Source organism: Erythrobacter sp. CCH5-A1 (assembly GCF_001557115.1).
GTDB lineage: Bacteria > Pseudomonadota > Alphaproteobacteria > Sphingomonadales > Sphingomonadaceae > Erythrobacter.
Genome location: NZ_LSKQ01000177.1, coordinates 55,815 through 69,743 on the forward strand (window position 1 = coordinate 55,815; position 13,929 = coordinate 69,743).

The window sequence follows — 13,929 nt, forward strand, 5'->3', positions numbered from 1 at the left end:
GCGGTGCTTCCCTCGCTCCTTATCGTCGACGATTTCCTCAAGGACCCCTGGGCCGCGCGGCGCGCGGCTTTGGCGCTGGAATATGATCCGGCCAAGCAGCACGGGAATTTCCCGGGGCTCAATTCCTCCACGCCGCTGGACACGGGTGCGGTCGATGCGGCGGTCTCGCGGCTGCTGGGGGTGAAGCTCGGCCCGGCGCCGGGAACACAGCACGGGCATTGTCGCCTCACAAGCAAGGGCGCCAAGGGGAGGAGTGGGGTGCATATCGACCCGGCGGCCTATTCGGGCATCCTCTACCTCTCGCGGCCCGAGGATTGCGCCAGGCCCGAAGCCGGTGGCACCGATTTCTTCCGCCACAAGCGCACCGGCCTCGAAGCCGTGCCGCAGGACCCGGCCCGGATCGCCGCGAGCGGCTACGGCGATATCAACGCGCTGGTCGAGGACGTGGTCAACAAGGACACCACGCTCCCCGCGAAGTGGGAGCGCACCCTGCGCATCCCCGCGCGCTTCAACCGGCTGCTACTGTTCTCGCCCTGGCAGTTTCACAATGCCGCGCCGGGCTTCGGGAAGACGGCGGAGGATTCGCGCCTCGTGATGCTGCTGTTCTTCGCGCGGGTCGCCTGATCCGGGGCCTAACCCAGCTTCTCGCGCACCTCGGCTCTGATCTGTTCGATAAGTCCGCGCTGGCAGCGTCCGGCGATTTCCTCCTCATCCAGCACCGCCAGAAACGCCGCGCGCTTGCCTTCGCGCAGGGTCTGCGCCGAGACACCGCCGCTGACGGTGGAAGCCACAAGGTCGATCATCCGCTCCGCCCCGTGCAGGCGCCCCCACAGGTAATCGTTCTCGCGATAGTCGCGGCTGAAGAAGGCGCCGAAATTGTAGAATTCGATGCCCCGCAAGGTCGCCGCCGTCCCGCCTTCGCGGATCGAGAGCGCATCGTCGGGCGAGATGCGGTCGATCTTGACCGGGTTGAACTCGTCGAGCCCCTCGCGCCGCGACAGGGGCAGGGTGGCGACATCGTAGAAGGGAAAGCCGAGATAGGTCAGCAGCATCCGCCGCTTCAGCTCCTTGGGCATGTCCTCCAGCGCGTCGATCAGCATTTCCTCGGCGCGCAGGTCCGTGGCGGGCAGCAGGCGCTGGGTGGCGAGGAAATCGAGCACCGCGCCCGGCTGCGCGACGCCGCGCGCTGCCAGATCGCGGAAATGGGCTGCGTGGAGCACATCGGCATCGGTCTGGGTGTAGAGCGCGAGGATCTCGTAGAGCCGGTCGCGCGCCCGGTCGAGCGCATCTTCGGCAACCTCGCTACCCAGCTGCCAATCGCGCGCCAGCTTGCGCGAGAGCAGTTGCAACCGGCGCATGCGGAAGCCGGTGTCGTGCGCGCGGAAGAAGGCGATCGCGGCCTGTGTCGCGCCGCCGCCCGCGTCGGTCAGCATCCCCAGCCCGCGCCCCTCGAGCTCGGCCCGCAGCGCAGCCACCAGCGGCAGGGGATCGCCCAGCGGCTGCCCCGCCGCCTTGAGCGTCAACCGCGCGAGCTGGTCGAGAATGCCGTCGAACTTCACCAGCGCATAGGCCCCGAAGGCATAGCCCGCCCGCTCGGCCGCCGCCTGCTGCGCCTTGGCCCGCCAGGCCGCAAGGCGCTTGGGCGTGGGGCGGTCGAGCAGGAAGGTGTAGCCGAACAGCTTTTCCACCGCGCGGTCGATATCGCCCTGCAGGTCCATCACGATCCGCTTCAGCCGCGCCGCATCGCGCGATTGCTGTTCGATGCGCTCCAGATCGTCGCGGATCGGCTGTTCGCGCGGGATGGTCGAGAGCGAGCCGAAGATCGCCCCGAAGAAGCCGATGTCGCGCGCGCGCATCGCCGGGGTCGGCGCGGCACCTTCGGGCCGGGGGTCGAGATAGACGAAGCGCCGGTCGACCTCGCGTTGGGCGGGGCGGCCATAGAGCGCCGAGAGCGCTGCGCCGAAGGGCGCGTTGACCAGCACCGCCCCGTCGATCAGCGCCACCTCGCCGACCGTGCCGCGCGCGACATGGGTGGGCATAACCCGCTGGAGAAAGGCGGCGCGCCCGCTCCAGGCGTGCCCCTCGGCTGCCGCCAGCGCGTCGATCTCGGCAAGGGTGAGCGGCGGGAAGGCGCCGGGAAAGCTCGCGGTCGCGCGCGCTGCGAGCACCAGTTCAAGCGGATCGGCCAGCGGGGCGCACTCGTTACCGCCAACGCCGTCGCCGACCTGGGCGCGGAAATTGATCGGCAGGCGGTGCTCGGTCTCCTCGACCTGCGCGGGCGAGTTCAGCCGCAGCGTTTCGGGATGTCCGCGAAAATCGGTGACGGTCACCGCAAGGTCGATCGGGTAGCCGGCCGGCAGCAGCGGAATGCCGTCGCCTTCCTCGGCCATCTTGATGAAGGCCTCGAACAGCATCGCCGAAAAGCGCGCGCCCGAAAACGGCGGGCTGAACCAGCGCCCGCGCACCAGCTTCGATACCTTGGCGCGTACCTCGGCGCGGGTTTCGGGGGAGACGGTGGCGCTCACCGCGTTGCCGGGGCGCGACAGGAACCATTCGGCGATCGGCTGCGCCCAGAATTTGGCATAGCGCCACATCGGCTCGGCATCGGGATCGGTCAGCTCGCTGACATCGGCATTGGCGAGCCACAAGTCGGTGAGCGGCTCGAGACTGTGCCCGGCGTGGATCGCCTGCGCGAGGAACACGGCGTTGATCCCGCCCGCGCTCGCGCCCGTGAGAATGTCGGGCAGCACGCGGATCTGGAGCCCATGCTCGCGCTCGATGGTCGTCAGGAAATCGCGATAGGCCGCGGCCACCCCGTCGAGCGCCATTCCGCCGGGATGATGGAACGCACGGCTCGCCCGGGCGAGGTGCCACACCTCCTTGGTGATCCCGTGCATGTAGACCGCAAGGCTGACCCCGCCATAGCAGACCAGAGCAAGGCGCAGTTCCTTCTGCCGCATCGCCGCTGTCTAGCGTGCCGGACAGGCGCATTGCAATTGCGTTCGTCATCTGTTCTCGATATGGGGCATGACATATGGCAAAAACCAAACGTCGCTACGTGTGTCAGGAATGCGGGAGCGTCTCGCACCGCTGGCAGGGGCAATGTGCCGATTGCGGGCAGTGGAACACGCTTATCGAGGATGTGCCCGCGACGGTCTTCTCGCAGAAGCACGACTTGTCGAGCGGCGGGCGGGCGGTGGCGTTCGAGCCGCTGAACGCGCCGACGAAGCTGCCGGTGAGGAAGTCCACGGGCCTCGCCGAGTTCGACCGCGCGCTCGGCGGCGGGCTGGTGCCGGGCTCGGCGGTGCTGCTGGGCGGCGATCCGGGGATCGGCAAATCGACCCTGCTGCTGCAATGCGCCGCCACCATCGCGCGGGGCGGCAATGATGTCGTTTACGTGAGCGGAGAGGAAGCCGCCGGTCAGGTGCGTTTGCGTGCCTCGCGCATGGGCGTCGCCGACGCACCGATCCGGCTCGCGTCCGAAACCTCGGTGCGCGATATCCTGACGACGCTCGGGCAGGGCGAGCCGCCCGCGCTGCTGGTGATCGATTCGATCCAGACCATGCATTCCGACACCATCGAGGGCGCGCCCGGCACCGTCTCGCAGGTTCGCGGCTGCGCGCTCGAACTGATCCGCTACGCCAAGGAATCGGGCTGCGCGCTGGTCCTCGTCGGCCATGTCACCAAGGACGGCACGATCGCGGGCCCCCGCGTGCTCGAGCACATGGTCGATGTGGTGATGAGCTTCGAGGGCGAACGCTCGCACCAGTACCGCATCCTGCGCGCATTGAAGAACCGCTTCGGCGCGGTGGACGAGATCGGGGTCTTCGCCATGGCCACCGAAGGCCTGGAGGAAGTCGCCAACCCCTCGCTGCTGTTCCTCTCGGGCCGCGAGACGCCGCTGGCGGGCTCTGCGGTGTTCCCGGCGCTTGAAGGCACGCGCCCGGTGCTGGTCGAGATCCAGGCGCTGATCGTGCGCCTGCAATCGGGCGCGACCCCGCGCCGGGCGGTGGTGGGGTGGGACAGCGGGCGGCTGGCGATGCTGCTCGCCGTGCTGGAATCGCGCTGCGGGCTCAATTTCTCCTCGGCCGAGGTCTATCTCAACATCGCCGGGGGCTACCGTTTGACCGACCCCGCCGCCGACCTCGCGGTGGCCGCCGCGCTGGTCTCGGCGCTCGCCGACCGGCCCTTGCCCGACAAGAGCGCGTGGTTCGGCGAGGTCAGCCTGGCGGGCGAGATCCGCCCCGTCGCCCATGCTCCGTTGCGCCTGCGCGAGGCGGCCAAGCTCGGCTTTGCGCGGCTCTACGGCCCTGCGGGCGCAGCGAGCGGCGAGCGCGGCGCGGATTACCGCGGCCTTGCTGCACTTGCGAACGTCGTTGACCAGGTGATGGGCAACGCATAATCCTCGCCGATCATGGCCGTCCTTGACATCATCATCGCCATCATCGTGACGATTGCCGCAATCGGCGGCTTCGTGCGCGGGCTGGTGCAGGAAGTGCTGAGCCTTGCCTCGTGGATCATGGCCGCGCTCGCGCTCCATTTCATGCACCCGACACTGACCGAAGGTCTCAGGAACTTCTACCGCGCCGAACCGGCCGTCTCGCTGTTCGCATTCACGCTGCTGCTGCTTATCCCCTACGCCGCGATGAAGGTCATCATCGGCAATGCCAGCGGCGCATCCGACGGCGCGATCCTGGGGCCGATCGACCGGGTGCTCGGCTTCGGCTTCGGTGCGGTCAAGGGCGCGCTCATCGCGGTGTTCGCCTTTGCCATGCTGGTGACCGGTTTCGACGACAGTTGGGGCTACAAGGGCCGGCCCGAATGGATCACCACCGCGCGCACCTATGCCGCGGCCGATGCCTTTTCGCGCCAGCTGATTCCCGCCATCGCGGTGCGACGAGAGCGGCTGCGCGGCGAAGAGGAGGCGCGGGCGGCCGCGGCGGCCCGGTTCAGGAAGTGAGCGCCTAGTGGCGACGCGCGCCTCGACCAAGCTGTATTCGCCGCAATTGCTCGCGCTCGCGACGGGGCTGGCGGGCTTTCCCTTGACCAGCGACTTCCCGTTGACCGCCGAAGCGCGCTCGCGCAGCTGCGGGAGCGTGATTGCGCTCGGGCTGGCGCTGGATGAGGCAGGGCGCATCGCCCGGATCGGGATGCAGGTGAGCGCCTGCGCAATCGGGCAAGCCTCGGCAGCACTGCTCGCGCAGGGCGCTGCAGGCCGCGGGGCAGAGGGCATCGAGGCAGTCGCCGCCGGCCTCGAGGCCTGGCTCGCGGGCGAGGGGGCGCTGCCCGACTGGCCGGGGATCGACGCGCTGGTGCCAGCCCGCGATCATCCGGGCCGCCACGGCGCGCTGCTATTGCCGTGGACGGCGGCGCGTACGGCGCTTTCGCAAGGGCCCGGCACTCGCTAGGGACGGGTGCCAGAGAGATCGCAGCCGCATGGCGACAACAGGGGATCGGGACACAATGGGAGAGGCGCAGGCGCTCCGCCAACGCGAGCCGAGCGAGAGCGAAATCCGCCTGGTGATCGGTGCATCATCGGCGGGCACCATCTTCGAGTGGTACGATTTCTTCATCTACGGCACGCTCGCCGGGCTGATCGGCGCGGCCTTCTTCCCTTCCGACAACGCCACGCTCGAAGTGCTGCTGGTGTGGGCCGGTTTCGCGGTGGGCTTCGGCTTCCGCCCGCTTGGCGCGATCCTGTTCGGCTTTCTCGGCGACAGGCTGGGGCGCAAATACACCTTCCTCGTCACGGTGACCCTGATGGGCATCGCCACCGCAGGCGTGGGCCTCGTGCCGACCGCGGATTCGATCGGCCTTGCCGCACCCCTCATCGTGCTGTTCCTGCGCATCCTCCAGGGCCTTGCGCTGGGCGGCGAATATGGCGGCGCGGCGGTCTATGTCGCCGAGCATGCCCCGCCCGAAAAGCGCGGCTTCTACACCAGCTTCATCCAGGCGAGCGTGGTCGGCGGCTTCGTTCTCAGCATCATCGTGGTGCTCGGCTGTCAGCTGCTGATCCCGGCCGATGCGTTCAAGGCGTGGGGCTGGCGCGTGCCCTTCCTGCTCTCGCTCGCGCTGCTCGGCATCTCCCTGTGGATGCGCTTGAAGCTCTCCGAAAGCCCGGTGTTCCAGGCGATGAAGGAGGCGGGCGAGATGGCCGGCAACCCCTTCGTCGAAAGCTTCACCTATCCCGGCAACAAGAAGCGCATCTTCGTCGCGCTGTTCGGGATCACCGGGGTACTGACGACGATCTGGTACACTGCCTTCTTCTCGGGGATGTCGTTCCTCAAGGGGCCGATGCGGATGGACGACCAGGTGGTGAACCTCGTCCTGCTGGTCTCGGGGCTGTTGTCGATGGGTTTCTATGTCATCGTCGGGCGCTGGTCGGACCGGGTGGGGCGCAAGAAGCCGATCATCATCGGCGCACTCGCCAGCCTCGCGCTGCTGTTCCCGATCTTCTGGGGCCTCGGCGCGCTCGCCAATCCGGGGCTGCAGCAGGCCGCCCGGACCGCGCCGGTGGCGGTGATGGGCACGCAGTGCGAATTCGATGCCTTCGCGCAGAAGCAGGCGACCGATTGCGGCCGGCTACTGCAAGACCTGACCACGCTCGGCGTGCCCTATACCGTCACTGCCGGCGAAGCGCTTGCGATCACGGTCGGCAACGAGAGGCTCGATCTGGCCGCGACGGAGGCGGCGGAGCGGAAGGCGGCAGTGCAGACCTATCTCGAAGCGCGCGGCTACAGCTTTGCCAAGCAGGTACCGCCTTTCGTCAACATCGCCGGGATCGTGGCGCTGCTGCTGGCGCTGGGGCTGCTGTCGGCGCTGACTTACGGCTCGGTCGCGGCGCTGCTCTCCGAGATGTTCCCGCCGCAGATCCGCTACTCCTCGATGTCGATCCCCTACCATATCGGCGCAGGCTATCTCGGCGGCTTCCTGCCACTGATCGCGACCTACATTGTGGCTACCACCGGCGATGTCTATGCGGGGCTGTGGTACACCTGGGCGGTGGTCGCCTTCGGGGTGGTGGTGGCGTGGTGGGGCCTGCCGGACGGGCCGCCCAAAGACTTTGCCGATGACTGAGCCCGCCGCTCCGCCGCCGCCGACCTTGCGGCTGACGGTCGATACCGCCGCGCTCGCCGCCAATTGGCGCGCGCTCGATGCGCTGTCGGGCGCGGGGCAGGCGGGCGCGGCGGTGAAGGCCGATGCCTATGGCCTCGGCGTCGATACCTGCGTGCCTGTGCTGCGCGATGCAGGCTGCCGCAACTTCTTCGTCGCCCATTGGAGCGAGGTGGCAGGCGTCATCGCCCACGTGCCGGGCGATCAGATCGCGGTGCTCCATGGCGTGCTGACCGAGGCCGATTGTGCCTATGCCCGGTCCACTGGCGCAGTGCCGGTGATCAATTCGCTCGATCAGGCGCGGCTGTGGACCGCGACCGGGGGCGGCCGGTGTCACCTGATGGTCGATACCGGCATCAACCGCCTCGGCATCGCGCTCGGCGAAATAGCCGATCCCGCCATCGCGGCGCTCGATATTGACATTCTTATGAGCCACCTCGCCAGCGCCGACGAGCGCACGGCGATGAACCGGATGCAGGCCGAACTGCTCGGCGAGGCGGCAGAGACCATCAAGCACCGGCGCCTCAGCCTTGCCAACAGCGCCGGGATCGGACTTGGCGAAAGTTTCACTTTCGACCTCACCCGCCCCGGCCTCGCGCTTTACGGCGGCGTGCCGCGCGATGAATTGGCGGACCACATCCGCCCTGTCGCGCGGGTCGAGGCGCAGATCCTCCAGACCCGCCAGATCGCGCCGGGCGAGGGGGTGGGCTATAATGCCACCTTCATCGCCGGCACCCACATGCGGGTGGGCACCGTCTCGATCGGCTACGCCGACGGCTTCCTGCGCGCGCGAGGCCCCGGCAACGCGCTGCATCACCATGGCCGCGCGCTGCCGATCCTCGGCAAGGTCTCGATGGACATGGTCGTGGTCGATCTTGCCGCCGCGTCCGATCTGGGCGCGGGCGACTGGCTGGAGGTGCCCTGGAATATCGCCGATGCTGCGCAGCAAAGCGCTCTGTCGGCTTACGAATTGCTGACCGTGATCGGTTCGCGGTTAAGACGGCCTTAGCAGCTGCACATACATTGTGTTGCACTGCAGCTTGTGCGAATGCTAAGGCTGCCCTATCGAATGATAGGATAATTGGGGTCACGCAACAATGGTCAGGACAAAAGCGGCGGCATCCGGCGAAGCGGGCGATGCCATCATCATCAAGAAATACGCCAACCGGCGCCTCTACAACACCGCTTCGTCGAGCTACATCACGCTTGAGGATCTTGCGAAGATGGTGCGCGAGAATGTCGAGTTCCAGGTGCTCGACGCCAAGACCGGGGACGACATCACCCACTCGATCCTCACCCAGATCATCATGGACGAGGAAGCCAATGGCGGGCAGCAGATGCTCCCGGTGAGCTTCCTGCGGCAACTGATCGGCATGTACGGCAATTCGATGCAGGCGCTGATGCCCTCCTACCTCGAAGCCAGCATGGCCAATTTCCGCGAGAACCAGGCGAAGATCCGCGAGGCCTTCGAAAAGGGCATCAGCGCGACGCCCTTTGCCGCGATCCACGAAACCAACATGGCGATGATGCGCGCGGCGGCCGATGCCTTCATGCCGGGCCTCGGCAAGCCCAAGGACAAGCCGGCCGCCAAGCCCGCCGCCGATACCTCGGGAGAGATCGCGGCGCTGCGCGAACAGATGGCAGCGATGCAAAAGAAGCTGGACGACTTAAGCAAATAGCCCGAAGGGCGCCCCGCCAGCGGTAACAGCCGCGCCCGTTCAAGCAGGAAGCCAAGACCCGTGTCCCAGATCCGCCACGCGCTCACCGTCAAGCGCGCAGACGACTTCGCCAAGTGGTATCAGGAGGTGATCTCCGCCGCCGACCTCGCCGAGGAATCGGGGGTGCGCGGCTGCATGGTGATCAAGCCCTGGGGCTACGGCATCTGGGAACGCATCCAGCGGTTGATGGACGACCGGATCAAGGCGGCAGGGGTGCAGAACTGCTACTTTCCGCTGTTCATCCCGCTCGCCAACTTCACCCGCGAGGCCGAGCATGTCGAAGGCTTCGCCAAGGAGATGGCGGTCGTCACCCACCACCGCCTGATTTCGGACGGCAAGGGCGGGCTGATCCCCGATCCCGAGGCGAAGCTCGAGGAGCCGCTGGTGGTGCGCCCGACTTCGGAGACGATTATCGGCGATGCGATGGCGCGCTGGGTGCAATCGTGGCGCGATCTGCCGCTGCTCACCAACCAGTGGGCGAACGTCGTGCGCTGGGAAATGCGCACGCGGATGTTCCTGCGCACCAGCGAATTCCTCTGGCAGGAGGGCCACACCGCACACGAAACGCGCGAGGATGCGCTCACCGAAACGCACCGCGCGCTCGAGATGTACCGCGCCTGCGCCGAGGATGATCTCGCCCTCCCCGTGATCGCGGGCGAAAAGCCCGAGAACGAGCGTTTCCCCGGCGCGGTGGAGACGTGGTCGATCGAGGCGATGATGCAGGACGGCAAGGCGCTTCAGGCGGGCACCTCGCACTATCTCGGCACCAACTTCGCCCATGCGGCCGGCATCCAGTTCCAGGACCGCGAGGGCACCCAGCAGTTCTGCCACACCACCAGCTGGGGTGTCTCCACGCGCCTCATCGGCGGCGTGATCATGACCCACGGCGATGATGATGGGCTGCGCGTGCCGCCCGCGATTGCGCCGCAGCAGATCGTCATCATCCCGATGCTGCGCGAGGCTCCCGAGGATGCCGAGCTGATCGCCTATTGCGAAGGCGTGCGCGCCGCGCTTGCCGCGCAGTCGGCGCTCGGCGAACGCGTGCGCGTGCTGCTCGATACCAAGCCCGGCAAAGCGGCGGCCAAGCGCTGGGACTGGGTGCGCAAGGGCGCGCCCATCATCATCGAGGTCGGCCCGCGCGACATGGCCGAGGGCAAGATCGCCGTCCTGCGCCGCGACCAGCTCTGGAACGAGGCCAACGGCAAGCCCGCCTTCATCTATCCCGCCCACGGCGATTTCGTGGCCGAAGCGGGCGCGGTGCTCGAAGCCATCCAGCGGGGCCTCTACGAGGAAGCCCGCGCGCGGCGCGATGCCAACATCACGCGCGGCGTGACCGAGTGGCAGGCGGTCGTCGACCATTTCGACAACGGCGGGAAATATCCCGGCTGGGTCGAAGTCGAGTGGTCCAAGCCGACCGGCGCGGCGCTCGACGCCGTGGTCGAGAAATTGAAGGCGGTGAAGCTCACTATCCGCAACGTGCCGCGCGGCGCGGCGCCTGCGAGCGGTGCCTGCATCTTCACTGGCGCCCCCGCCGTGGAACGCATTCTGGTGGCGCGGGCCTACTAGGCTTGCCTAGCGCGGGGCGGGCGGGCAGACAGGGCGCATGTTGAAACGCGCTTTCCTGCTCGCTGCCCTCGTGGCCGCCCCGCTCGCCGCCGAACCCCACCCCGCCGACCAGGTCTCCGCCGAAAGGCTGGAGAAGGACGTGGAAAAGCTCGTCAGCTTCGGCACGCGCCACACCCTCTCCACGCAGACCGATCCCAAACGCGGGATCGGCGCGGTGGTCGACTGGGGGCTGGAGGAATTCCGCCGCATCGGCGCGAAGTGCGGGGGGTGCCTAGAGGTGCTGCCCGTGGGCGACACCGTCACCGGCCCGCGCGTGCCGACACCGACGCTGGTGCGCAACGCGGTCGCTATCCAGCGCGGCAGCGAGCGGCCGAACGAGGTCGTGATCGTGCAGGGCCACATCGACAGCCGGGTCACCGACGTGATGGACGCGACCTCCGACGCCCCCGGCGCCAATGACGACGGCTCCGGCACCGCGCTGGTGATCGAGGCGGCGCGGGTGCTCACCGGGCAGAAATACCCCACGACCATCATCTACGCGCTGCTCTCGGGCGAGGAGCAGGGGCTCCACGGCGGCCAGATTCTGGCGAACTGGGCCGAGGCGCAGGGGTTCACGGTGAAGGCCGTGCTCAACAACGACATCGTCGGCAATTCCTGCGGCAGCGACGGCTATTGCGAGCCCAAGGTGGTGCGCGTCTTCTCCGAAGGCCCGCGCGCCGACCTCACCGACCGGCTGCGCGCGGCGCAGACGCGCTTCGGCGGCGAGAACGACACGCCCTCGCGCAACCTCTCGCGCTGGGTGGCGGACCTCGCGGTCAAGCACCCGGACGGCCTGCAAGTCCGCCAGATCTGGCGCACCGACCGCATGGGGCGGGGCGGGGATCAGGTGCCGTTCCTCCAGAAGGGCTACCCCGCGATCCGCTTTTCCGTCGGCGTCGAGGATTACGACCACCAGCACCAGGACCTGCGCACCGAAAACGGCGTGTTCTACGGCGACACCATCGAGGAGATGGACTTCGCCTATCTCGCCGGGGTGACGAAGCTCAACGTGCGCGCCTTGGACGCACTCGCCCGTGCGCCGATGCCTCCCAAGGTGACGGTCGATGCGGCGGTGAAGACCTATACCGAATTGGCGTGGGAGGAAGCACGTGGCGGCGAAGCATATCGCGTCTTCAGGCGCGCGACCGATGCCCCGCATTGGCCCGATGTCGCCGAAAAGGTCGTGGTCATTCAGGGCGGCCATGACTTCGAGGAGGACGGCACCCCGGTTCAATGGCGCACGAAAACGCAATACAGGCTCGAAGGCGTGCGAGGTGACGACTGGATTTTTGGCGTCGCAGCATGTGCGGGCGCCTATTGCTCCCCCGTCTCAAGCGGAGTCCCCGGCGGGGCGTTCGAGCCTGTGGCGAAGGAGTAACACCAAAACCCGTTCGTTCTGAGCTTGTCGAAGCACCGTCCTTCTTCTTGGGCTCAAACAAAAAGTGAAGAGCAGCCCTTCGACAAGCTCAGGGCGAACGGGTAGGGGGTTCCTATGCCCAAACCTCCCAAGCTCCCCCAAGGGATGCCGAGCGCCCAACAGGTGCTCGACTTCATCCAGTCCTCCGACATTCCCGCGGGCAAGCGCGAGATCGCCAAGGCCTTCGGCCTCAAGGGGCAGGAGAAGATCAAGCTGAAGGCCCTGCTCAAGGACATGGCCGAGGAAGGGCTGATCGACGGCTCGAAGAGCGCCTTCCACCGCATGGGCGGGGTGCCCAAGGTGACGACGCTCAGGATCGTCGATGTCGATGACGGCGAACTGATCGCCGAGCCTGACAATTGGGATCCCGAGGCCCCCGGCAAGCCGCCGCGCCTCGTGGTGCGGGAACCCAAGATGCGCGGGGCCAAGCGTCCGCCTGCCCTCAAGCGCGGCGACCGCATCCTCGCCCGCACCGAGGAAACCACAAGCGGCTCGTGGATCGCGCATCCGATGAAGAAGCTCCCCGCCCGCACCGAGGGGCTGATGGGCGTCGTCGAGATCGACCGCACGGGCAAGGCGTGGCTCGCGCCGGTCGACAAGCGCGTGCGCCAGTCCGCGCCCATCTCCGATCTGGGCAGCGCCGAGCAAGGCCAGCTGGTGATCGCCGAACGTGTCGGCCGCTCCGAGCGCGCAGGCGTGAAGGTGATCGAGGTGGTGGGTGATCCGCTCGCGCCGAAGAGCTTCAGCCTCATCGCCATCGCCAAGCACGGCATCCCGCACATCTTCCCCGAAGAGGTGCTGGAAGAAGCCCCGCGTGCCGCCAAGCTCAAGCTCTCCGACAAGGCGCGCGAGGACCTGCGGCACCTGCCGATCGTCGCGATCGACCCTGCCGACGCGCGCGACCATGACGATGCGATCTGGGCCGAGCCCGACGGGCAGGGAGGGTTCAATGCGCTGGTCGCCATCGCCGACGTCTCGTTCTACGTCCGCCCGGGTTCCGCCCTCGACCGCGAGGCGAGGAAGCGAGGCAATTCGGTCTATTTCCCCGACCGCGTGGTGCCGATGCTGCCCGAGGTACTCTCGGCCGACGTCTGCTCGCTGAAAGAGGGCGAGGACCGCGCGGCGATGGCGTGCCATCTGCACATCAACGCCGACGGAAAGGTGTCGAGCTTCCGCTTCACCCGTGCTTTGGTGCGGATCGCGCACAACATCGCCTACGAGGATGCGCAGGCACAGGTGGACGAGGGGAACCCGCCCGAATACCTCGCCAATCTCTGGGCCGCGTGGCGCGCACTCGCCGCCGCGCGCGATGCCCGCGATTCGCTCGAACTCGAACTGCCCGAGCGCCGCGTGGTCCTTGACGAGCAAGGCCGCATCGCCTCGATCGCCATCCGCGAAAGGCTCGATGCCCACCGCGTGGTCGAGGATTTCATGATCGCGGCCAACGTTGCCGCCGCCAAGGCGCTCGAGGCCAAGACCGCCCCCGTGGTCTACCGCATCCACGAGCCACCTTCCCGCGAGAAGCTGATCGCGCTGCGCGATTATCTCGCGACGATGGGCAAGAAGCTCGCGCTGGGCCAGGTGGTGACGCCCGGCCTGTTCAACCGCATGCTCAAGGACATCTCGGACGAAGCCGAGCGCGCGCTGGTGATGGAGGCGGTGCTGCGCAGCCAGACGCAGGCCTATTACGGCCCAGCCAACGCCGGGCATTTCGGGCTTTCGCTCGGCTCCTACGCCCACTTCACCTCGCCGATCCGCCGCTATTCGGACCTTCTGGTCCACCGCGCGCTGGTCGATGCCTACAAGCTCGAACAGCCCGCCCCGCCGGGGTCGATCCCCGCCACCTCCGGCCTGTCGGACCGCGACCGCGCGAGCCTCCAACAGGTCAGCGACGCGATCAGCCAGACCGAGCGGCGCGCGATGGAGGCCGAACGCGACACCATCGACCGCTATGTCGCCGCATGGCTCTCGGGCCGCGTGGGCGAGGTGTTCGACACCCGCATCACCGGGGTGCAAAGCTTCGGCTTCTTCGCCACCATCACCGGCCTCGGCGAGCTTGAGCTTCAGCCGGTCGCC

11 protein-coding genes are annotated in these 13,929 nt (G+C 67.7%); 10 read left to right on the forward strand and 1 reads right to left on the reverse strand.

Going from position 1 to position 13,929, the window contains the following annotated elements; genetic code table 11:
- Positions 1-3: 3 nt before the first annotated feature.
- Entirely contained in the window at positions 4-624 is a 621-nt protein-coding gene (locus AX708_RS10695; protein WP_066526429.1) for a DUF6445 family protein, read from the forward strand.
- 8 nt (positions 625-632) lie between these two features.
- On the opposite strand, the gene AX708_RS10700 is transcribed toward AX708_RS10695, so the two are convergent.
- Positions 633-2,960, reverse strand: a complete 2,328-nt coding sequence (locus tag AX708_RS10700) for a patatin-like protein (RefSeq protein WP_066526430.1) — start codon at positions 2,958-2,960, stop codon at positions 633-635.
- 74 nt (positions 2,961-3,034) lie between these two features.
- On the opposite strand from AX708_RS10700, the gene radA reads away from it, so the two are divergent.
- The 9 genes from radA to AX708_RS10745 form a co-directional block, all read left to right on the forward strand.
- The gene (radA, locus tag AX708_RS10705; RefSeq protein WP_066526432.1) at positions 3,035-4,402 is read left to right on the forward strand and encodes a DNA repair protein RadA; all 1,368 of its coding nucleotides are present in this window, start codon (positions 3,035-3,037) and stop codon (positions 4,400-4,402) included.
- A 12-nt stretch (positions 4,403-4,414) separates the two neighbouring features.
- A complete protein-coding gene (locus AX708_RS10710; RefSeq protein WP_066526434.1) occupies positions 4,415-4,960 on the forward strand; it encodes a CvpA family protein in 546 nt (181 codons plus the stop codon).
- Positions 4,961-4,967: 7 nt separating this feature from the next.
- A complete protein-coding gene (locus AX708_RS10715; RefSeq protein WP_197425908.1) occupies positions 4,968-5,408 on the forward strand; it encodes an iron-sulfur cluster assembly scaffold protein in 441 nt (146 codons plus the stop codon).
- 55 nt (positions 5,409-5,463) lie between these two features.
- Entirely contained in the window at positions 5,464-7,077 is a 1,614-nt protein-coding gene (locus AX708_RS10720; protein ID WP_066526437.1) for an MFS transporter, read from the forward strand.
- Positions 7,070-8,122: an alanine racemase gene (gene alr / locus AX708_RS10725; RefSeq protein WP_066526440.1), complete on the forward strand. Its 1,053-nt coding sequence runs from the start codon at positions 7,070-7,072 to the stop codon at positions 8,120-8,122. Before AX708_RS10720 ends, alr begins: the two co-directional genes overlap by 8 nt.
- A gap of 88 nt (positions 8,123-8,210) precedes the next feature.
- Positions 8,211-8,792, forward strand: a complete 582-nt coding sequence (gene phaR, locus AX708_RS10730; protein WP_066526441.1) for a polyhydroxyalkanoate synthesis repressor PhaR — start codon at positions 8,211-8,213, stop codon at positions 8,790-8,792.
- A gap of 60 nt (positions 8,793-8,852) precedes the next feature.
- Positions 8,853-10,397 (forward strand): aminoacyl--tRNA ligase-related protein, encoded by a 1,545-nt coding sequence (locus AX708_RS10735; protein WP_066526443.1) that lies wholly within the window; start codon positions 8,853-8,855, stop codon positions 10,395-10,397.
- Between the two features lie 37 nt (positions 10,398-10,434).
- On the forward strand, positions 10,435-11,814 hold the full coding sequence (locus AX708_RS10740; protein WP_197425909.1) for a M28 family peptidase: 1,380 nt from the start codon (positions 10,435-10,437) through the stop codon (positions 11,812-11,814).
- Positions 11,815-11,928: 114 nt separating this feature from the next.
- On the forward strand, positions 11,929-13,929 hold a 2,001-nt coding region (locus AX708_RS10745; RefSeq protein WP_067490118.1), incomplete at its 3' end, for a ribonuclease R family protein.

Bases quoted from the DNA above. Each gene is read 5' to 3' on its own strand.
- AX708_RS10720 (WP_066526437.1), top strand. From the start codon at position 5,464: ATGGGAGAGGCGCAGGCGCTCCGCCAACGCGAGCCGAGCGAGAGCGAA.
- radA (WP_066526432.1), top strand. From the start codon at position 3,035: ATGGCAAAAACCAAACGTCGCTACGTGTGTCAGGAATGCGGGAGCGTC.
- AX708_RS10740 (WP_197425909.1), top strand. From the start codon at position 10,435: ATGTTGAAACGCGCTTTCCTGCTCGCTGCCCTCGTGGCCGCCCCGCTC.
- AX708_RS10700 (WP_066526430.1), bottom strand. From the start codon at position 2,960: ATGCGGCAGAAGGAACTGCGCCTTGCTCTGGTCTGCTATGGCGGGGTC.
- alr (WP_066526440.1), top strand. From the start codon at position 7,070: ATGACTGAGCCCGCCGCTCCGCCGCCGCCGACCTTGCGGCTGACGGTC.
- phaR (WP_066526441.1), top strand. From the start codon at position 8,211: ATGGTCAGGACAAAAGCGGCGGCATCCGGCGAAGCGGGCGATGCCATC.
- AX708_RS10710 (WP_066526434.1), top strand. From the start codon at position 4,415: ATGGCCGTCCTTGACATCATCATCGCCATCATCGTGACGATTGCCGCA.